The sequence below is a fragment of the Luteimonas sp. e5 genome (genome assembly GCF_054031035.1).
The window spans coordinates 854904-873308 of sequence record NZ_JBSTRX010000001.1; the positions used below are offsets into that span (position 1 = coordinate 854904).

The 18405-nt window shown below is 67.6% G+C and carries 19 protein-coding genes; 11 read left to right on the forward strand and 8 right to left on the reverse strand.

All coding sequences use genetic code 11. The annotated features are described in order from the left end of the window. Positions 1–3: 3 nt before the first annotated feature. Genes ACW11F_RS04040 through ACW11F_RS04050 form a run of 3 tightly spaced genes read left to right on the forward strand, consistent with a single transcriptional unit; the run spans position 4 to position 4624 of the window. Positions 4–3087, forward strand: a complete 3084-nt coding sequence (locus ACW11F_RS04040; protein ID WP_456995585.1) for an efflux RND transporter permease subunit — start codon at positions 4–6, stop codon at positions 3085–3087. Then, positions 3084–3389 (forward strand): DUF3240 family protein, encoded by a 306-nt coding sequence (locus tag ACW11F_RS04045; RefSeq protein ID WP_456995586.1) that lies wholly within the window; start codon positions 3084–3086, stop codon positions 3387–3389. Before ACW11F_RS04040 ends, ACW11F_RS04045 begins: the two co-directional genes overlap by 4 nt. Then, positions 3386–4624, forward strand: a complete 1239-nt coding sequence (locus ACW11F_RS04050; RefSeq protein ID WP_456995587.1) for a TolC family protein — start codon at positions 3386–3388, stop codon at positions 4622–4624. The genes ACW11F_RS04045 and ACW11F_RS04050 overlap by 4 nt, the downstream gene beginning before the upstream one ends. Positions 4625–4797: 173 nt before the next feature. On the opposite strand, the gene ACW11F_RS04055 is transcribed toward ACW11F_RS04050, so the two are convergent. From ACW11F_RS04055 to ACW11F_RS04090, 8 genes are all read right to left on the reverse strand, one after another. After that, a complete protein-coding gene (locus tag ACW11F_RS04055; RefSeq protein ID WP_456995588.1) occupies positions 4798–5478 on the reverse strand; it encodes an OmpA family protein in 681 nt (226 codons plus the stop codon). A gap of 102 nt (positions 5479–5580) precedes the next feature. Next, positions 5581–6723 carry an alanine racemase gene (gene alr, locus ACW11F_RS04060; protein WP_456995589.1) on the reverse strand — a complete coding sequence of 381 codons (1143 nt, stop codon included), beginning with the start codon at positions 6721–6723 and terminating at the stop codon, positions 5581–5583. A 36-nt stretch (positions 6724–6759) separates the two neighbouring features. Next, positions 6760–8178 (reverse strand): replicative DNA helicase, encoded by a 1419-nt coding sequence (locus ACW11F_RS04065; RefSeq protein WP_456995590.1) that lies wholly within the window; start codon positions 8176–8178, stop codon positions 6760–6762. A 245-nt stretch (positions 8179–8423) separates the two neighbouring features. Then, positions 8424–8876, reverse strand: a complete 453-nt coding sequence (gene rplI / locus ACW11F_RS04070; protein ID WP_456995591.1) for a 50S ribosomal protein L9 — start codon at positions 8874–8876, stop codon at positions 8424–8426. A 129-nt stretch (positions 8877–9005) separates the two neighbouring features. Next, the gene (rpsR, locus tag ACW11F_RS04075) at positions 9006–9236 is read right to left on the reverse strand and encodes a 30S ribosomal protein S18 (protein ID WP_456995592.1); all 231 of its coding nucleotides are present in this window, start codon (positions 9234–9236) and stop codon (positions 9006–9008) included. Positions 9237–9247: 11 nt separating this feature from the next. Further along, complete coding sequence (gene rpsF, locus ACW11F_RS04080) at positions 9248–9691, reverse strand: 30S ribosomal protein S6 (RefSeq protein WP_456995593.1); 444 nt, start codon at positions 9689–9691, stop codon at positions 9248–9250. A gap of 157 nt (positions 9692–9848) precedes the next feature. Then, positions 9849–11636: a DUF885 domain-containing protein gene (locus ACW11F_RS04085; protein ID WP_456995594.1), complete on the reverse strand. Its 1788-nt coding sequence runs from the start codon at positions 11634–11636 to the stop codon at positions 9849–9851. 87 nt (positions 11637–11723) lie between these two features. Further along, on the reverse strand, positions 11724–12065 hold the full coding sequence (locus ACW11F_RS04090; RefSeq protein WP_456995595.1) for a HesB/IscA family protein: 342 nt from the start codon (positions 12063–12065) through the stop codon (positions 11724–11726). A 66-nt stretch (positions 12066–12131) separates the two neighbouring features. On the opposite strand from ACW11F_RS04090, the gene asnS reads away from it, so the two are divergent. From asnS to ACW11F_RS04130, 8 genes are all read left to right on the forward strand, one after another. Further along, the gene (gene asnS, locus ACW11F_RS04095; RefSeq protein ID WP_456995596.1) at positions 12132–13526 is read left to right on the forward strand and encodes an asparagine--tRNA ligase; all 1395 of its coding nucleotides are present in this window, start codon (positions 12132–12134) and stop codon (positions 13524–13526) included. Positions 13527–13663: 137 nt separating this feature from the next. Further along, the gene (locus ACW11F_RS04100) at positions 13664–13981 is read left to right on the forward strand and encodes a hypothetical protein (RefSeq protein ID WP_456995597.1); all 318 of its coding nucleotides are present in this window, start codon (positions 13664–13666) and stop codon (positions 13979–13981) included. Then, on the forward strand, positions 13978–14298 hold the full coding sequence (locus ACW11F_RS04105) for a hypothetical protein (RefSeq protein ID WP_456995598.1): 321 nt from the start codon (positions 13978–13980) through the stop codon (positions 14296–14298). The genes ACW11F_RS04100 and ACW11F_RS04105 overlap by 4 nt, the downstream gene beginning before the upstream one ends. Next, the gene (locus tag ACW11F_RS04110; protein WP_456995599.1) at positions 14298–15083 is read left to right on the forward strand and encodes an SDR family oxidoreductase; all 786 of its coding nucleotides are present in this window, start codon (positions 14298–14300) and stop codon (positions 15081–15083) included. Before ACW11F_RS04105 ends, ACW11F_RS04110 begins: the two co-directional genes overlap by 1 nt. A gap of 37 nt (positions 15084–15120) precedes the next feature. Beyond that, positions 15121–16545, forward strand: a complete 1425-nt coding sequence (locus ACW11F_RS04115) for an aldehyde dehydrogenase (RefSeq protein WP_456995600.1) — start codon at positions 15121–15123, stop codon at positions 16543–16545. Between the two features lie 165 nt (positions 16546–16710). Beyond that, positions 16711–17373, forward strand: a complete 663-nt coding sequence (gene can, locus ACW11F_RS04120; RefSeq protein ID WP_456995601.1) for a carbonate dehydratase — start codon at positions 16711–16713, stop codon at positions 17371–17373. 1 nt (position 17374) lies between these two features. Then, the gene (locus tag ACW11F_RS04125) at positions 17375–17812 is read left to right on the forward strand and encodes a RidA family protein (RefSeq protein WP_456995602.1); all 438 of its coding nucleotides are present in this window, start codon (positions 17375–17377) and stop codon (positions 17810–17812) included. A gap of 40 nt (positions 17813–17852) precedes the next feature. Continuing rightward, positions 17853–18404 carry a 3-hydroxyanthranilate 3,4-dioxygenase gene (locus tag ACW11F_RS04130; protein WP_456995603.1) on the forward strand — a complete coding sequence of 184 codons (552 nt, stop codon included), beginning with the start codon at positions 17853–17855 and terminating at the stop codon, positions 18402–18404. Position 18405 lies beyond the last annotated feature (1 nt).

Sequence of the window (18405 nt, forward strand, 5' to 3'; positions counted from 1 at the left end):
GCGATGCTGGCTCGCCTGATCGAGTTTTCCCTGCGCCAGCGCCTGCTGGTGCTGCTGGCCAGCATCGGCATCGCCGGCGCCGGCCTGCTCGCCTTCAACCGCCTGCCGGTGGATGCCTACCCGGAGATTTCCCCGGCCCAGGTCAAGATGATCCTCAAGGCGCCGGGCATGACGCCGGAGGAAGTCGAGGCGCGGGTGATCGCACCCCTGGAGATGGAACTGCTCGGGGTGCCGAATGCGGTGATGCTGCGCTCCACCGCCAAATACGCCATCGCCGACATCACCCTGGATTTCAGCGAAGGCACCGACATCTACTGGGCGCGGCAGCAGGTCGGCGAGCGCTTCGCCGCGGTGATGCCCGACCTGCCCGAGGGCGTCAGTGGCGGCCTGGCGCCGATCTCGACTCCGCTTTCGGACGTCTTCATGTTCACCATCGAAGGCGGCGGCCTGGACCTGACCGAACGCCGCACCCTGCTCGACTGGACCCTGCGCCCGGCACTGCGCACCGTGCCCGGGGTGGCCGACGTCAACGTGCTTGGCGGTCACGTGCGCAGCCTGGTGGTGATCCCCGACCGCGCGCGCCTGGCCGTCAACGGCCTGCAATTGCACGACCTTGCCGAAGCCCTGGAACGCAACAACCGCAACGACGGTGCCGGCCGCCTGCGCAGCGGCGAATCCGCATTGATCGTGCGCGTCGAGGGCGCGCTGGCGACCGCCGCGGACATCGGCGAGGTGGTGATCCGTCCGGGCATGCCACCGCTGCGCGTCCGCGATGTCGCCGAAGTGCGCACCGAAGGCCTGACCCGCTATGGCGCGGTCAGTCGCGACGGTGAAGGCGAGGCCGTGCAGGGCATCGTGGTCGCGCTGCGCGGCGCCGACGCGGCGCGGCTGGTGCACGAGGTCGAGGCGCGTCTGCAGGAACTGGCCACCACGCTGCCTCCCGGGGTGCGCATCGAGCCGTTCTACAACCGCAGCCAGTTGATCGAGCGCGCGGTGGGCACAGTGCGCAATGCGCTGCTGGAAGCCACCGTGCTGGTGCTGCTGCTGTTGCTGCTGTTCCTCGGCGAGGTGCGCGCGGCGCTGGTGGTCGCGCTGATGCTGCCGTTCGCGGTGCTGGCCACGTTCCTGATGATGCGCATCAGTGGGCAGAGCGCGAACCTGATGAGCCTGGGCGGGCTCGCCATCGCCATCGGCCTGCTGGTCGATGCCGCGGTGGTGGTGGTGGAAAACGCCGTCACCCGGCTCGACCCCGAAGCCCCCGGCGCACAGATGCCGCGCCTGCACCGGATCTATGCCGCCACCCGCGAAGTGGCGACCCCGGTCGCCTCGGGCATGCTGATCATCGCCCTCACCTTCCTCCCCCTGCTCACCCTCGAAGGGCTGGAAGGCAAGCTGTTTTCGCCGGTGGCGCTGACCATGGTGTTCGCACTTGGCGCGTCCCTGCTGTTGTCGCTGACCTTCGTGCCGGTGGCGAGCTCCTATTTGCTGAAGGAGTCGAGCCACGGCGAGCCATGGCTGCTGCGCCAGATCGGCAAGCGCTACCGGCCGCTGCTGGAACACACGCTGGCCCGCCCGCGTACCGCGCTGGTCGCGGCCGGCATCGTGCTGGTGCTCGGGTTCACCGCCTACCTCGGCGTCGGCAAGAGCTTCATGCCGACCATGGACGAGGGCGACGTGCTGATCCAGCTGATGAAATCCCCCTCCATTTCACTGGATCAATCGCTGCAATCGGATCTGGCGGTGGAACGCGCGATCCTGCGCGAGGTGCCGGAAGTCGAACACATCGTGTCGCGGGTCGGCTCCGACGAACTTGGCCTCGATCCGATGGGGCTGAACGAGAGCGACATGTTCCTCAAGCTCAAGCCCAAGCGCGAATGGCGGCGCGCGGACAAGGAATGGCTGGTGGCCGAACTGCGCACGGTGCTGCAGCAGTTCCCCGGCCTGGACTACGGCTTCACCCAGCCGATCGAGATGCGCGTGGATGAAATGCTCACCGGCAGCCGCGGCGACCTGGCGATCAAGCTGTTCGGCCCCGACCTGCAGCAACTGGGTGATCTGGCGCAACGCATCGCCGAGCGCGTGGAGGCCATCGACGGCGCGCAGGACGTGCTGACGCAGACCGCGGAAGGCGTGGATTACCTGCAGGTACGCATCAACGCGGTCGCCGCCGGACGCCATGGCCTGTCGGTGGCCGAGGTGCAGGACGAGTTGCGCGCGCAGCTGGAAGGCATCGAGGCCGGGCTGGTGATCGAGGCCGAGCGGCGCACGCCGATCCTGGTGCGTGGCGGCGAGGCCATCCGCCTGTCCGCGGAGCGCTTCGCGCGCATTTCCATTCCGCTTGCAGACGGGGGTTCGGTGCCGCTGGCCAGCATCGCCCGCCTGCAGCCGGGCCAGGGCCCGGTCAAGGTGGATCGCGAGAACGGCGCACGTCATGCGCTGATCCAGGCCAATGTCGAGGGGCGTGATCTGGTCGGCTTCGTCGCCGAAGCACGCGAGGTGATCGAGCGCGAGATCGCGTTGCCAGCCGGTTATCGCCTGCAATGGGGTGGCCAGTTCGAGAACCAGCAACGCGCCGCCGCACGCCTCGCGCTGGTGGTGCCGGTGGCGCTGGCGCTGATCTTCATCGTCCTGTTCATGACCTTCGGCTCGCTGCGCCAGGCGCTGCTGATCCTGTGCAACATCCCGTTCGCACTGGTCGGCGGCACCATCGCGCTGTGGCTGTCCGGGCAGTACCTGTCGGTGCCGGCCTCGGTCGGCTTCATCGCCCTGCTCGGCATCGCCCTGCTCAACGGTCTGGTGCTGGTCACCCGGTTCAACCAGTTGCATGACCAGGGGCTGGACATCGAACAGGTGGTGCGTGCCGGCGCCCACGCGCGCATGCGCCCGGTGCTGATGACCGCAAGCATCGCCGCACTCGGCCTGCTGCCCTTGCTGCTCGCCAGCGGGCCGGGCTCGGAAATCCAGCGCCCGCTGGCTACCGTGGTGATCGGCGGGCTGGTCACTGCCACCGCCCTGACCCTGCTGCTGATGCCGCTGCTGTACCGGCGCTGGGGCGTGGCGCCATCCGCGCGGAGAGCACGGCAATGAGCGACTGGCTGCGCATCAATCTGTCCTTTCCGGCGCATCTGGAAACCACGGTATGCGAGGCGCTGAGCAGCGATCCGCGCATGCCCGGCTTCACCCTGCTCAGGGCCGAGGGCCACAGCAGTGATTTCGCCCTGGCTTCGGCAGGGGAACAGGTACGCGGCCGGGTCGAGCGGCGACTGATCTGGATGCTGGTTCCGCTCGAACTCAAGCAGGCGGTGCTGGACGTGCTCGCCACCGGGGTCGACTCGCGCGAACTGCACTGGTGGACCGAGCCGGTGCTTGAAATGGGGAGGATGGGATGATCCGCGCAGGCATGCTCGCGCTGGCCTTGATGCTGGCCACGCCCTTCGCACGGGCCGACGCGTGGCTGCCGCCAGCGGAGGCGGTGGAGCGCGCGATCAACGCCCAACCGCAGGTCGCCGCCGCGCGCAGCCGGCTGCAGCTGGCGCAGGCGCAGGCCGCGGCGCGCGAGGCCGGGCCGCACGAATGGCGGCTGCAGGGCATCGCGCAGCAGCGGCGCATGGACGAAGCCGGCTTTGCGCAGCGGTACCGCGAATACGAGATGCAGATCAATCGCGGCCTGCGCTTGCCGGGCAAGGCGGCGCTGGATCGGGAAATCGGCATGCACGGCATCGAAGCCGCGCAATTGCGGCTCGACGATGCACGCCATGCCGCCGCGCGCCTGTTGCTGCAGCGCTGGATGGACTGGTTGCGTGCTGCCGGCGAGGCCGATGCCGCACGCCTGCAGGGCGATTCCTACGCGCGCGAACGCCAGGCCATGCAGCGGCGCGTGCAACTGGGTGATGCCGCGCTCAAGGATCTGGAATTGCTGGACGTGGAGCTGGCGCAGGCACAGGCTGCCACCGTGTCCGCGCAAGGCGCCGCCGTGAATGCACGCGCCGCACTTGCCCGCGACTTTCCCGAGCTGCCGTTGCCGCAGACGCCACCGCCATTGCCCGAACCGCAAGCGCTGCCGGGCACGGCACAGGAGTGGATCGGGCTGATCGAAGGGCGCAGCCACGAAATCGGTGCGGCCCGGGCGGATGCACGGCAGGCCGACGCCCTCGCCGCGCGCGCGCGGGCCGAGCGCCGCGCCGATCCCAGCTTCGGCCTGCGCTGGATCAGTGATCGCGATGGCGTGGAAAAGGCGCTCGGCCTGGTGGTGGAACTGCCATTGGGTGGACGCCATCGCGCCGCCTTGGCCGATGCCGAAGCGGCCAATGCCGCCGCATTGCATGCCGAGGCGTTGGGAATCGTGCGCCAGACACGCCAGGAAGCCGAGCTCGCGGTGCATCAGGCCGAGGTCAGTCGTGCGCATTGGCAGGCACAACGTGAGGCACTGGAAGCCAGCACCCGCGCCAGCCAGCGCATCCATCGCGGCTGGCAACTGGGCGAACTCGCACTGGCGGATTGGCTGCTGGCCGAGCGCACGCGTGCCGCGATTGCGCTGGCCGAGACGCAGGCGCGCATCGCTGCCGAGGAAGCCCGCCTGCGTGTGCTGGTCGACAGCCACGAACTGTGGCACGCGCACGATTGAGCCGTATCCGCACGTGTTCCGATGCGGCTTTGCCGGGCATCGCCGCCGCGTCCGCATCCGCCCATTCCGGCCTCGATATCCATCGGTTCGCTCACCTGACGGAATCAACAAGGGCCGCATATGCGGCCCTTGTCGTGTGCATGCCTGACGCAGCAGTGCAGGCTGGCCGGGGATCAGCCCTCGGCGCGCAGCGGGATCAGGCGGATCTCCACGCGGCGGTTGAGCGCACGGCCCTGCTCGGTGTCATTGCTGGCCACCGGGTACTGGTAGTTGTAGCCGTGCATTTCCATGCGCACCGCCTGCACGCCCTGCCCCTGCAGGTAGGCGCCGACCGAGCGCGCACGCTCCTCGGAGATGCGCTGATTCACCGCCAGCGTGCCCTTGTTGTCGGTATGACCGTTGATCTCGACGATGGTCTGGTCGTACTGGCGGATGGTCGCGGCGATGTTGTTGAGTGCCGGGTAGAACTGCGGCTTGACCTCGGTACGGTTGAAGTCGAAGGTCACGCCATCAGGCAGGTTGAGCTTGATGATGTCGCCCTCGCGCTCCACTTCCACGCCGGTGCCGGCGGTCTGGCGGCGCAGTTCGGCCTCCTGGCGATCCTGGTAGGCACCGATGCCGGCGCCGGCAAGCCCGCCGATGCCGGCGCCCACCATCGCCTTCTGCCGGCGATCGGTGGCGTCCTTGCCGGCGAGCAGGCCGGCCACCGCGCCGATGCCGGCACCGATCAGCGCGCCCTGACGGGTGCGGTTGGGATCATTCGGGTCGGTGGTCTGGCCGGTGTAGGTGGCGCAGCCGGCCAGCATGGCGCCGGCGATGGCTGCGGAAAGGCCGATCTTGAGTCCGGGATTCATCTGTTTGCTCCGTGATGGGGAAGACACGCTGCCAAGTTTGGCGGCGCACGGGTGCAGGAAAGATGAATGGGTGAATCCACGTTCAGTCGACGGCGGTGGAAATCACCGCGGCGTGATGGCGCTGCCGCCGATGTAACGCCGCGGCAGGCGTGCGCTCAAGCCGACCAGCAATTCGTAGCCGATGGTGCCGGCCAGCCCGGCCACCTCCTCGGCGCGGATGGCGTCATCGCCCTGTTGGCCGATCAGCACCACTTCGTCCTCGTCCCAGGCACTGCCTTCGCCGATGTCGACCATGAACTGGTCCATGCACACGCGCCCGGCGATGCGATGGCGTCGTCCGCCGATCAGCACTTCGCCGCGCGATGACAGCGCACGCGACCAGCCATCGCCATAACCGATCGGCACGGTGACGATGCGGGTTTCGCGTTCGGCGCGCCAGGTCGCGCCATAGCTGACCGTGGCCCCGGCGGGAATGACCTTGAAGAACACCACCCGCGATTTCAGCGACAGCACCGGACGCACGCCCGGCAACGGCGGCGTCGCCGGGCCCGGCGACACGCCATAAAGCAGGATGCCCGGCCGCACCATGTCGAGCCAGGTGTCAGGGAAGTTGACCACCCCGGCCGAGTTCGCCAGGTGCCGGATCGGCATCGGTGCACCGATGCGCTCGAAATGCGCACAGGCCTGGTGGAAGCGCTCCACCTGCTGCGCGGTCATTGGTGCATCCGGCTCATCGGCGCAGGCCAGGTGCGAGAACACGCCCTTGACCTCGATCCAGGGCGAGGCGCAGGCGGCTTCGATCAGCGCACCGGCCTGCGCGCTGTCCACGCCCAGGCGCTGCATGCCGGTGTCGATCTTCAGGTGCACCACCGCGCGCCTGCCATGCGCTTCGGCCGCAGCCACCACCAGGCGCAGCTTGTCCAGCGAGGGCACGGTGATTTCGAGGTCGTTGGCGAAGTAGCGCACCAGCTGGTCGGAAAACAAGCCGCCCAGCACCAGGATCGGAATGCGGATGCCGGCCTGGCGCAGTGCCACGCCCTCTTCGACGAACGCAACACCCAATTGCGCGGCGCCGCTCAGCACCGCCTGCCAGGCCATCGGCACCAGGCCGTGGCCGTAGGCATTGGCCTTGACGATGGCCATCACCGGCACGCCGGCATGCGCACGGATTGCCGCCAGGTTGCCGGCGAAGGCATCCAGGTCGACTTCGATATGCGAGGGGCGCAGGCAGGCGGAACGGGTCATCGGCAGCGATTCTACGTCGCCGCGGGCAGCCTGCGGCTACTCGAAGCTGCCCAGGCTGTCATTGGCGAGGTTGTCGAAGCGGGTGTACTCGCCGAAGAACTTCAGCTTGAAGCTGCCGGTGGGGCCGTTGCGCTGCTTGCCGATGATGATTTCGGCCAAGCCTTTGTCCGGCGAGTTCTCCTTGTTGTAGTACTCGTCGCGGTAGATGAACACGATCACGTCGGCGTCCTGCTCGATGGCGCCGGATTCACGCAGGTCGGCCATCACCGGACGCTTGTCGGTGCGCGTTTCCAGCGAGCGGTTGAGCTGCGAGAGCGCGATCACCGGCACGTTGAGCTCCTTGGCCAGCGCCTTGAGCGAGCGCGAGATTTCGGAAATCTCGGTAGCGCGGTTCTCGTTGTTGCCGGGCACCTGCATCAGCTGCAGATAGTCGATCACGATGAGGCCAAGGTCGTGCTCGCGCTTGAGCCGGCGCGACTTGGAGCGCAGCGCGTCGGGCGAGAGCGCCGGCGTGTCGTCGATGAAGATCTTGACGTCGCGCAGCATGCGCACCGCGCTCGACACCCGGCTCCAGTCCTCCTCCTCCAGCTGGCCGGTGCGCAGGCGCCCGGCATTGACCCGACCGACCGAGGAAATCAGGCGCAGCGCCAGCTGGCTGGCCGACATTTCCATGGAGAACACCGCCACCGCCTTCTTCGACTTCAGCGCGGCGTATTCGGCCATGTTGACCGCCAGCGTGGTCTTGCCCATCGACGGGCGCGCGGCGAGGATCAGCAGATCCGTCGGCTGCAGACCGGCGGTCATCTCGTCGAACTCGGTGTAGCCGGTGGGCAGGCCGGTGATGGTGCCGCCGGCATCGAAGCGATCCTGCAGCACCGCCACCGCCTCGCGCATCGCCTCGGTCACGGCGACGAAGTCCTGACGCCCGCGCGCGCCGGCTTCGGCGATCGCGAACACCTCCTTCTCCGCCTTCTGCAGCAATTCGCCGGAACTGCGCCCCTCGGGCTGGAAGGCATCGTTGACGATGCCGGTGCCGACGTCGATCAACTGCCGCATCACCGCCTTGTCGCGCACGATCTCGGCATAGGCACGGATGTTGGCGGCCGAGGGCGTGGTGCTGGCGAGCTCGATCAGATAGGCGCCGCCGGCGACCTCGTCGGCTTTGCCCTGCGACTCGAACCACTCGCCCAGGGTCACCGCATCGAACGGCCGGTTGCGCTCGGCCAGTTCACGGATCGCGCGGAAGATCAGCTGGTGGTCGTGGCGATAGAAATCGCCTTCATTGACGATGTCGGAAACCAGGTCGAACGCATCCGGTGCCAGCATCAGGCCACCCAGCACCGCCTGTTCGGCCTCCACCGACTGCGGCGGCAGGCGCAACTGCTGCACCCGGCTGTCGCCGAAACGCTCCGCGCTGCGGGCATGGGCGGGGAAATCGGCGGGGATGCTCGACATCGTCGGGTGGCCTCCTTTGGCGGGGTGCGCAATGCGCGCGAATGGCGGACGAGTTCCATGCTACGGCCTCGGCCTGTGGAGCCGCGATGGCATAGCCTGGGGATTGCCTGTGGACAACTCTGCCGCGGGCGCGTCTCACCGCCTGCGACGCGGCTGAATGCGCACTGGCCGCGAAAACGACACGGGCGCCCCGAAGGACGCCCGTGCAGCAGCCATGGCGGGCGCGGCAAGCCGCGCCGGCGTGATCAGGGCTGTTCGGCTTCGATGATCACCTTGAGCGGGGTTTCCACTTCCGCGGCCAGGTGCGCCATCACCTCGAACTCGCCGGTGTTGCGCAGCGGGCCTTCGCCCATCACCACCTCGCTCTTGTTGAGCGGGAAGCCGGCGGCGGTGAACGCCTCGGCGATGTCGCGCGGGCTGACCGAGCCGTACAGCTTGCCTTCGCCCGAGGCGTGCGCGCGGATGGTCACGCTGGCGCCTTCGAGCTTGGCGCGACGGGCCTCGGCCTCGTCATGCAGCGCCTTGGCCTTGGCTTCGTACTCGGCGCGGCGCGCTTCGAACTCGGCCAGGTTGGCGGCGGTGGCCGGCACCGCCTTGCCCTGCGGCACCAGATAGTTGCGACCGTAGCCGGGCTTCACCGTCACGGTGTCGCCGAGGCCGCCGAGGTTCTGCACTTTCTGCAGCAGGATCAGTTTCATGGTGTGTCTCCGTTAGCGGGCGGACCCGCAGCTGATGAGTTGTCCGGATGGACGGGGAATCGGATCCGCGACGCGGACTGCATGACCGGCGAGGCGTGGCGGAAGCGCCACGCCCGGCCAGCGACGCAATCAGATGTCGTGGTTGTCGGTGTACGGCAGCAGCGCGAGGTAGCGCGCGCGCTTGACCGCGGTCGCCAGCTGGCGCTGGTAGCGCGACTTGGTGCCGGTGATGCGGCTGGGCACGATCTTGCCGGTCTCGGTGATGTACTGGCGCAGGGTGTTGAGATCCTTGTAATCGATCTCGGTCACGCCCTCGGCGGTGAACTTGCAGAACTTGCGACGACGGAAGAACTTGGACATGGGGCGGCTCCTCAGGCGGCTTCGGCGTTGTCGTCGCCGGCGTCGTTGTCGGTGGTGTCGCTGGACGCGTCTTCGGCGGACTCGTCGTCATCGCGGCGGCGGCGCTCGCTGCGCTCGGGCTTGTCGCCCTTCTCGTCCTTGTTCTTCATGATCAGGGACTGTTCGGTGACCGCCTCGTCACGCTTGATGATCAGGTGGCGCAGGATCGCATCGTTGAAACGGAAGCTGTCGACCAGCTCGTCCAGCGCGGCCTGGCCGCACTCCATGTTGAACATGGCGTAGTGGGCCTTGACCAGATCATTGATCGGATAGGCCAGCATGCGACGGCCCCAATCCTCGACCCGGTGCAGCTTGCCACCGGCATTTTCGATCAGGCCCTGGTAGCGCTCGAGCATGCCCGGCACCTGTTCGCTCTGGTCCGGGTGGACCAGGAACACGACTTCATAATGACGCATCGGATTTTCCTTGTGGATATCGACCCGGCGGGATTGCCTGGCCCGACAGCCCCCGGACACCGCAGGCGGCGCCGTGGAGCAAGCACTCCCCACCGGACGGCAGGGAGCCGGAAATTATGCCCTGCCGGGGATCGCGCCGCAAGCGCAGGGCGCGGGCTCAGCCTCGACGCGCGGCAATCCACGCGTCGATATGCGCCTCCAGCACCTGCAGCGGCACGGCGCCGGTTTCGAGCACCGCGTCGTTGAAGTCGCGGATGTCGAAGCGCTCGCCCAGCGCCTGCTCGGCACGCTGGCGCAGCTCGGAAATCTTCAGCTGGCCGATCTTGTAGGCCAGCGCCTGCCCCGGGTTGCCGATGTAGCGGTCGATCTCGTTGGTGATGTCGGCCTCGGTCTTGGGCGCATTGGCCATGAAGAAATCGATCGCCTGCTGCCGGCTCCAGCCCTTGGCATGCAGGCCGGTATCCACCACCAGCCGCACCGCGCGCCACATGTCGTAGGCCAGCTGGCCCATGCGGTCGTAGGGATCGTCGTACAGGCCCATGTCGTAGCCCAGACGCTCGGCGTACAGGCCCCATCCTTCGACATAGGCGGTGAAGCCGCCGATGCGGCGGAACTTCGGCAGATCGCCCAGCTCCTGCGCGCGGGCGATCTGGAAGTGGTGGCCGGGCACCGCCTCGTGCAGGCTCAGCGCCATCATTTCCCAGCTCGGCCGCACCTCGGGCCGGTACAGGTTGACGTAATAGAAGCCGGCGCGGCTGCCATCCAGCGCCGGCGACTGGTAGTAGGCGGTGGTGGTGTCCGGGGCGATGTTGTCCGGAATCGGGCGCACGCCGTAGGGCATGCGCGGCAGGGTGCGGGCGATCTTGACCACTTCCGGGTCGATCCGCTTGGAAATCGCCAGATACGCCTGCAGCAGGTCTTCGGGACTGTCGTGGAAGAACTTCGGATCGGTGCGCAGGTGTTCGAAGAACGCCGCCAGATCCCCCTGGAAGCCGACTTCCTCGCGGATCTTTTCCATCTCCGCGCGAATCCGCGCCACTTCACGCAGGCCGATCTGGTGGATCTGCTCGGCGTCCAGATCGGTGGTGGTGAAGGTTTCGGCGAGGAAGTCGTAATAGGCCTTGCCCTCGGGCAGCTCGGCCGCGGCGGTGCCGGTACGGGTGGCGGGCAGGTATTCGTCGTTGAAGAATGCGGCGAAGCGGCGGTAGGCGGGCACGATCGACTCTGCGATGAGCTGCCGCGCCTCGGCCTGCAGGCGTTGCTGCTGGGCGGCGGGGATCGATTCGGGCATGCGCTGGAAGGGTCGGTAGAACTGGCTTTGCTCCGGATCATCGACCACCTGCAGCGCCAGCTGCGCCGGCACCCGCTGCATCAACACCCGTGGCGGCACGTGGCCGTTGGCCATGCCCTGGCGCATCAGCGCGGTGGTCTGCTCAAGCCGCGTGGGCACCGCGCGCATCCGCGCCAGCCAGTCCTGGTAATCGCGAAGCTCCCGGAATTGCAGGCTTTCGGCGATCTGGCCCAGGGTCTGCGGCCCGCCGCGATGGCTGACCGGCTGCAGGTGCTCGCCGAAACGATGCCGCTGGATGCTGCGCTGCAGTTGCCACTGCATCACGTCGTAATTGAGCTTGTCGGCGGCCGACAGCGCATCGCGGTCGATCGCGTCCAGCTCGGTCAATGCCTGCTGGTTGGCCTGATGGCGTGCGGCGATGGCCTCGGCGCTGAGGTCGCTCCAGCGGTCGTTGAAGCGGCGGTCACCATTGAGGCTGGCGCGCTCCGGGCGTTCGGCAAGGCCGCGCTCCCACTGCGCATCGAAGAACGCATGCAAACGCCGGGTTTGTTCGGTTCGTTCCGGATTGGCGGCTTGCGCCAAGGCCGTGCCGGCCGTGGCCAGCAACAGGATCATGGCCGGCAGGCGCAGGCCCGACAGAAGACGACGCGACATCACCGCACTCCGCAATTGGGGCAGTGGTCAGTGTCGGCGCTGGGCGCCGCTGCCGGCCTGTGCCGGAAGTCCTGCCGCTTTGGTGGCTCAGTCCGCGTGTTCGGGATCGGTGGTGAAGCTTTCGCCGCAGCCGCACTCGCCCTTGACGTTGGGGTTGCGGAACACGAACTGCTCGCCGAGGCCCTGCTTGATGAAGTCGATCTCGGTGCCGTCCACCAGCGACAGGCTGTCGGCATCGACCAGTACGCGCACGCCGTCCTGCTCGAACACGCTGTCGCCTTCATCGGTGTCGTCGGCCAAGCCGATGACATAGCCCCAGCCCGAACAGCCGGTGCGTTTCACGCCGAAGCGCAGGCCGGCCTTGTCCGGTTCGGCAGCAAGGTAGTGGCGGACGCGCTCGAGCGCAGCGGGAGCAAGGGTGACGGCCATTCGTGAATGATACCCGGTCGATTAAACTTGCTCTTCCATATGGATGCGCGAAGCGCAGGATTCAAGATGACCACCACTTCCGTGGCCGCCGCTCTGGCCGGCCATTTTCCCGAAGGCGGCCGGGTAACGGTCAAGGGCTGGGTGCGCACCGTGCGCGGTTCGGCGGCACTGGCCTTCGTCAATGTCAGCGACGGTTCGGGCTTTGCGCCGATCCAGGTGGTGGCCGGCAAGGACCTGGCCAATTTCGACGAGGTCAAGCGCCTGACTCCCGGTTGCGCAGTGATCGCCAGCGGGGAACTGGTGAAATCGCAGGGCAAGGGGCAAAGCTTCGAGATCCAAGCCGACGCGATCGAGGTGGTCGGCTGGGTGGAAGACCCGCTGACCTATCCGATCCAGCCCAAGCCGATGTCACCGGAGTTCCTGCGCGAGGTCGCGCACCTGCGTCCGCGCACCAATCTGTTCGGCGCGGTCACGCGCATTCGTCATTGTCTGGCGATGGCGGTGCACCGCTTCTTCCACGAGCGCGGCTTCTACTGGATCTCGACCCCGATCATCACCACGAGTGATGCCGAGGGCGCGGGGCAGATGTTCCGCGTCTCCACCCTCGACATGGCCAACCTGCCGCGCGGCGCCGATGGCGAGATCGATTTCAGCCGCGACTTCTTCGGCCGCGAAACCTTCCTCACCGTGTCCGGCCAGCTCAACGTCGAGGCCTATGCGCTGGCACTGTCCAAGGTCTACACCTTCGGCCCCACCTTCCGCGCCGAGAACAGCCACACCACGCGCCACCTGGCCGAGTTCTGGATGGTGGAGCCGGAAGTGGCCTTCGCCGATCTCGACGACATCGCCACCCTGGCCGAGGAGTTCCTCAAGTACCTGTTCCGCGCGGTGCTGGACGAGCGCGCCGACGACATGGCGTTCATCGCCGAGCGCGTCGAGAAACAGGCCATCAGCCGGCTGGAAAACTTCGTCAATGCCCCGTTCGAGCGCATCGATTACGGCGAGGCGGTGCGTCTGCTGCAGGCCAGCGGGCGCAAGTTCGAGTTCCCCGCCGAATGGGGCCTGGACCTGCAGACCGAGCACGAGCGCTGGCTGACCGAGCAGCACGTCGGCCGCCCGGTGGTGGTGGTCAACTACCCGGAGGCGATCAAGGCCTTCTACATGCGCCTCAACGAGGATGGCCGCACGGTGGCGGCGATGGACGTGCTGGCGCCGGGCATCGGCGAGATCATCGGCGGCAGCCAGCGCGAAGAGCGGCTGGACATGCTCGATACGCGCATGGCGCAATTCGGCCTCGACCCCGAACTGTACGCCTGGTACCGCGATTTCCGCCGCTACGGCACGGTGCCGCATGCCGGCTTCGGTCTCGGCTTCGAGCGCCTGGTGGTGTATGTCTGCGGCCTGACCAACATCCGCGACGCCATCGCCTACCCGCGCGCACCGGGCAACGCTGAATTCTAGGAACGAGTGGAGAGGAACGAGGAACGAGTAGGGGAAAAGCGAGGAACGAGTGCGACGTGCCATCATCTGCATGGTGACACCGCCCGTCATCCGCTCTTCTCTCGTTCCTCGTTCCTCTCCACTCGTTCCTCGCTCTCATGATCCTGTTCCTCGCCCTCTGCTTCGTCGGTATCGCCATCGCCGGTGCCTGCGCGTTCCTGATCTTCTGGCCGCTGGCGCTGGTGCATCTGCGCGACCGCCATCCCGAGGTGCGCGCACGCCTGGGTGATGCCGCCTTTTTCGATCCGCGGGTGACCTGGTGGCTGCTCAGCCTGCGCTATCGCGAAGTGCGCGATCGCGCCTTCACCGGCCTTGCCAGCCCGGCCTGGGTGGCGCTGGTCACGATCCTGGTCGCGCTGGCGCTCTCTGGCCTGCTGTGGCTGTGGTCGATCCTGTTCCCGGAGATTGGCGCATGAATGACGAATACGCGAACGACGCCCCGCGCGAGGAATGGTGGCTGGCCACGCTTGGCGACACCGTGATCTGGGCGCGGCTGCGCGTGCGTCCGGCCGGCACCGCCGAGGTCTTCGATGCCGATGGCGCCACCCTGCCCTATGACAGCCCGGACAGCGCGCGGGCGGCGCTGATGGATGCCGAATTCGTGGCTTTTGACGGCCTTGACGAAGACGATGCGCTGGCGCGCGGCTTTTCCCTTGCCGAACTCGCGCCGCCCGAGGGCAGCGATGCGCAACTGCTCGCACGCATGGTGCAGAAACCGGGAGCACGTCAATGATGAACCTTGATCTTTCCGGCCGGCACGCACTGGTCTGTGGCGCCTCCGAAGGCATCGGGCGTGCCGCCGCCATCCAGTTGGCCGGGCTCGGCGCACGCGTCACCGTGCTGGCACGGCGCGAAGCCGTGCTGCGCGAACTGATCGCGTCGTTGCCGGCCGCGCACGGCCAGCCGCACGGCGTGCTTGCCGTGGACGCCGGCGACAGCGACGCCCTGCGCGACGCAGTCACCGCACTGGCGGCCTCCGCGCCGGTGCAGGTACTGATCAACAACTCCGGCGGCCCACCCGGTGGCCGCGCGATCGATGCCGGGCTCGACGATTACCTCGCCGCCCTGCGCCAGCACCTGCTGGCCAACCAGGTGCTGGCACAGACGCTGGTACCGGGCATGCGCGAAGCCGGTTACGGGCGCATCGTCAACGTGATCTCGACTTCGGTGTACGAGCCGATCCCCAACCTCGGCGTGTCCAACACCACCCGTGGCGCGGTCGCCAGCTGGGCCAAGACCCTGTCCCGCGAGCTGGCCGCCGACGGCATCACCGTCAACAACGTGCTGCCGGGCTTCACCGAAACCGGTCGCATCGAGGCCATCGTCGCCGATCGCAGCCAGAAGGAAGGCAAGACGCCGGAGCAAGTCCGCGCAGCGATGCTGGCCACGGTGCCGGCCGGACGCTTTGCGAGGCCGGAGGAAACCGCGGCCCTGATCGGCTTCCTGTGCAGTCCCGCGGCCGGCTACATCACCGGGCAGTCGATCGCGGTCGATGGCGGGCGCATGCAGTCGATCTGAGCACGCTCCAGCCGCACGCAGTGGCTAAACTGGGGCGATGAAGCGCCTGTCCCACTGGATCGATGGCGAGGCCCGCGCGCCGCTTGGCGGCCGCTGGCTGCCGGTACACGCGCCGGCCAGCGGCGATGTCCATGCCGAAGTCGCCGCCGGCGATGCCGATGACGTGCAGGCCGCGATCGCCGCCGCGCAGGCCGCGTTCCCCGCCTGGTCGAGCCTGCCGGCGAGTACGCGCGCGCATTGGCTGGAGAAGCTCGCCAGCGCGCTGGAAGCACGCATCGAAACCTTCGCCGAGGCCGAGGCGCTCGATGGCGGCAAGCCGATCGGCCTCGCAGCGAAGGCGGAAGTTCCGCGTGCGGTGCAGAATCTGCGCTTCTTCGCTCACGCCGCGACCCAGTTCAGCAGCGAGTTCCACCACGGCGAAGCCGGCCTGCACTACACCCTGCGCCAGCCGCTGGGCGTGGTCGGCACCATCTCGCCATGGAATCTGCCGCTGTACCTGTTCACCTGGAAGATCGCGCCGGCACTGGCTGCCGGCAACACGGTGGTAGCCAAGCCCTCCGAAGTGACGCCGTTGACCGCGACGATGCTGGCGCAGCTCGCCGGCGAAATCGGCCTGCCCGCCGGTGTGCTCAACGTGGTGCACGGCCTCGGCCCCGAGGTCGGCGAGCCACTGGTGAACGCGCCCGAGGTGCGCGCGATCTCGTTTACCGGCTCCACTTCGGTCGGTCGTCACATCCACCGCCAGGCCGCGCCGATGTTGAAAAAGGTGTCGCTGGAGCTGGGCGGCAAGAACGCCTCGCTGGTGTTCGCCGACAGCGATTGGCGCGCACAACTCGATACCCTGCTGCGCAGCGCGTTTCAGAACAGTGGCCAGATCTGCCTGTGCGGCTCGCGCATGCTGATCGAGCGCCGGATTTACGCCGAGGTGCGCGATGCACTGGTCGAAGCCACGCAGGCGCTGCCGGTCGGCGACCCGATGGACCCGGCCACCCGCGTCGGCCCGCTGGTTTCGCAGGCACATTTCGACAAGGTGATGGCGGCGATCGCGCGTGCCCGCACCGAAGGCGGCCGCGTACTCACCGGCGGCCACGCGCTGGAGCCGCCGGGCTGGTACGTGGCACCGACGATCATCGAGGGCCTCGGCCCGGACTGCGCCACCAACCGTGAGGAAATCTTCGGCCCGGTACTGACCCTGCAACCGTTCGACGACGAGGCACATGCCCTCGCGCTCGCCAATGCCGGCGACTACGGTCTCGCCGCCTCGGTCTGGACCGGCGACTTCGCCCGCGCGCATCGGCTGGCGGCGTGCCTCAGGGTCGGCATGGTGTGGATCAACACCTGGCTGCTGCGCGACCTGCGCACCCCGTTCGGCGGCACCGGCCAGTCCGGCCATGGCCGCGAAGGCGGACTGGAAGCGATGCGCTTCTTCACCGAAGCGAAATCGGTGGGGTTTCCATGCTGACCGGAGTGAACCGATGAAGCTGCCGCACACGTCTTTGTCCGCTGCCCGGCGGACGACATCCGATGCACGGCGAGCCATCCGGTCGCTCAACGCTCGACACCAACCGCGGCCCGAGCCGGTATGCTTCGGGCCCGCGGCGGGCACGCCGCCCGCGCAAGGAGTCCCATGACCAGCATCGCCGATCTGCTGCGCAACAACAGTGCCTGGGCCGAGCGCGTCCAGGCCGAGGACCCGACCTTCTTCGAGCGCCTGTCGGCGCAGCAATCGCCGGAATACCTGTGGATCGGCTGCTCGGATTCGCGGGTGCCGGCCAACCAGGTGGTGGACCTCGCCCCGGGCGAGGTGTTCGTGCATCGCAATATCGCCAACCTGGTGGTGCATACCGACCTCAACTGCCTGTCGGTGATCCAGTTCGCGGTGGACGTGCTCAAGGTCAAGCACATCCTGGTGGTCGGCCACTACGGCTGCGGCGGCGTGCTCGCCGGCCTCGACAAGATGCGCCTGGGGCTGGTCGACAACTGGATCCGCCACGTCACCGACGTCGCCTTCAAGCACGAGGCGATCCTGCAGCGGATGGAAAACCACACCCTGAAGCACGACCGCCTGTGCGAGTTGAACGTGCTGGAGCAGGTCGCCAACATCTGCAAGACCACGGTGGTGCGCGATGCCTGGGAACGCGGCCAGGAACTCGCGGTGCATGGCTGGGTGTACAGCCTGCGCGATGGCCGCGTGCATGACCTGGGCATGGACGTGACCCGTGGCGATGAGTTCGCGCCGCAATACAGCGCCGCGCTGACCCGCATCGGCGCCGACCACGAGGACCGCTGAGATGACGCAGGACGACGCGATCAAGGCCGAACGCGCCCCCAGACCGGTGGGGCGCTATCCGCATGCGCGCCGGGTCGGCGAGCTGCTGTTCCTGTCCGGCGTCGGTCCGCGCGATGCCAGCGGCAATCAGGTGCCGGGCAACGTTCACGATGCCGACGGAAACCTGATCGACTACGACATCGCCGCGCAGACCCATGCCGTGTTCGCCAATGTGCGCGCCGTGCTGGAAGCCTGCGGCGCGCGCTGGGAAGACCTGATCGACGTCACCGTGTACCTGACCGACATGGCGCGCGACTTCGCCACCTACAACGCGATCTGGGCCGAGTATTTCCCCGACATCAACCACGCGCCCTGCCGCACCACCCTGGGTATCAGCGCCCTGCCCACCCCGATCGCGATCGAACTCAAATGCGTGGCACGGTTGCGCGGCAACGACTGACCGTCGCCAGCAACCTGCAACGCCCGGAGGACTTCACGCCATGCCGCTACCCGCCGCGTTCAACCTGCAAGCCTGGATCGACGAGCACCGCCACCTGCTGAAGCCGCCGGTGGGCAACAAGTGCATCGTGCAGGAGGACTTCATCGTGATGATCGTCGGCGGGCCCAACAGCCGCACCGATTACCACTGGGAAGAAGGCCCGGAGTGGTTCTACCAGCTCGAGGGCGAAATGGTGCTGCGCATCCAGGAGGACGGTGCCGCGCGCGATATCCCGATCCGCGCCGGCGAAACCTTCTATCTGCCGCCACGCGTGCCGCATTCGCCGCAGCGCATGGAAAACTCGGTCGGGCTGGTGATCGAACGCAAGCGCCTGCCGCACGAGGAGGATGCGCTGATGTGGTATTGCATCGAATGCAACCACAAGCTGTACGAGGAATACTTCCACCTCAAGGACATCGAACAGGACTTCTTCCGCGTGTTCGAAACCTTCTACCGCGACGACAGCCTGCGCACCTGCAAGCGCTGCGGCACGCTCAACCCGCGCCCGTCGCATTATGAAATGCAGGCCGACAGCCGCGCCGACATCACCTGAC

Bases quoted from the DNA above. Each gene is read 5' to 3' on its own strand.
- ACW11F_RS04040 (WP_456995585.1), top strand. From the start codon at position 4: ATGCTGGCTCGCCTGATCGAGTTTTCCCTGCGCCAGCGCCTGCTGGTG.
- ACW11F_RS04045 (WP_456995586.1), top strand. From the start codon at position 3,084: ATGAGCGACTGGCTGCGCATCAATCTGTCCTTTCCGGCGCATCTGGAA.
- ACW11F_RS04050 (WP_456995587.1), top strand. From the start codon at position 3,386: ATGATCCGCGCAGGCATGCTCGCGCTGGCCTTGATGCTGGCCACGCCC.
- ACW11F_RS04055 (WP_456995588.1), bottom strand. From the start codon at position 5,478: ATGAATCCCGGACTCAAGATCGGCCTTTCCGCAGCCATCGCCGGCGCC.
- alr (WP_456995589.1), bottom strand. From the start codon at position 6,723: ATGACCCGTTCCGCCTGCCTGCGCCCCTCGCATATCGAAGTCGACCTG.
- ACW11F_RS04065 (WP_456995590.1), bottom strand. From the start codon at position 8,178: ATGTCGAGCATCCCCGCCGATTTCCCCGCCCATGCCCGCAGCGCGGAG.
- rplI (WP_456995591.1), bottom strand. From the start codon at position 8,876: ATGAAACTGATCCTGCTGCAGAAAGTGCAGAACCTCGGCGGCCTCGGC.
- rpsR (WP_456995592.1), bottom strand. From the start codon at position 9,236: ATGTCCAAGTTCTTCCGTCGTCGCAAGTTCTGCAAGTTCACCGCCGAG.
- rpsF (WP_456995593.1), bottom strand. From the start codon at position 9,691: ATGCGTCATTATGAAGTCGTGTTCCTGGTCCACCCGGACCAGAGCGAA.
- ACW11F_RS04085 (WP_456995594.1), bottom strand. From the start codon at position 11,636: ATGTCGCGTCGTCTTCTGTCGGGCCTGCGCCTGCCGGCCATGATCCTG.
- ACW11F_RS04090 (WP_456995595.1), bottom strand. From the start codon at position 12,065: ATGGCCGTCACCCTTGCTCCCGCTGCGCTCGAGCGCGTCCGCCACTAC.
- asnS (WP_456995596.1), top strand. From the start codon at position 12,132: ATGACCACCACTTCCGTGGCCGCCGCTCTGGCCGGCCATTTTCCCGAA.
- ACW11F_RS04100 (WP_456995597.1), top strand. From the start codon at position 13,664: ATGATCCTGTTCCTCGCCCTCTGCTTCGTCGGTATCGCCATCGCCGGT.
- ACW11F_RS04105 (WP_456995598.1), top strand. From the start codon at position 13,978: ATGAATGACGAATACGCGAACGACGCCCCGCGCGAGGAATGGTGGCTG.
- ACW11F_RS04110 (WP_456995599.1), top strand. From the start codon at position 14,298: ATGAACCTTGATCTTTCCGGCCGGCACGCACTGGTCTGTGGCGCCTCC.
- ACW11F_RS04115 (WP_456995600.1), top strand. From the start codon at position 15,121: ATGAAGCGCCTGTCCCACTGGATCGATGGCGAGGCCCGCGCGCCGCTT.
- can (WP_456995601.1), top strand. From the start codon at position 16,711: ATGACCAGCATCGCCGATCTGCTGCGCAACAACAGTGCCTGGGCCGAG.
- ACW11F_RS04125 (WP_456995602.1), top strand. From the start codon at position 17,375: ATGACGCAGGACGACGCGATCAAGGCCGAACGCGCCCCCAGACCGGTG.
- ACW11F_RS04130 (WP_456995603.1), top strand. From the start codon at position 17,853: ATGCCGCTACCCGCCGCGTTCAACCTGCAAGCCTGGATCGACGAGCAC.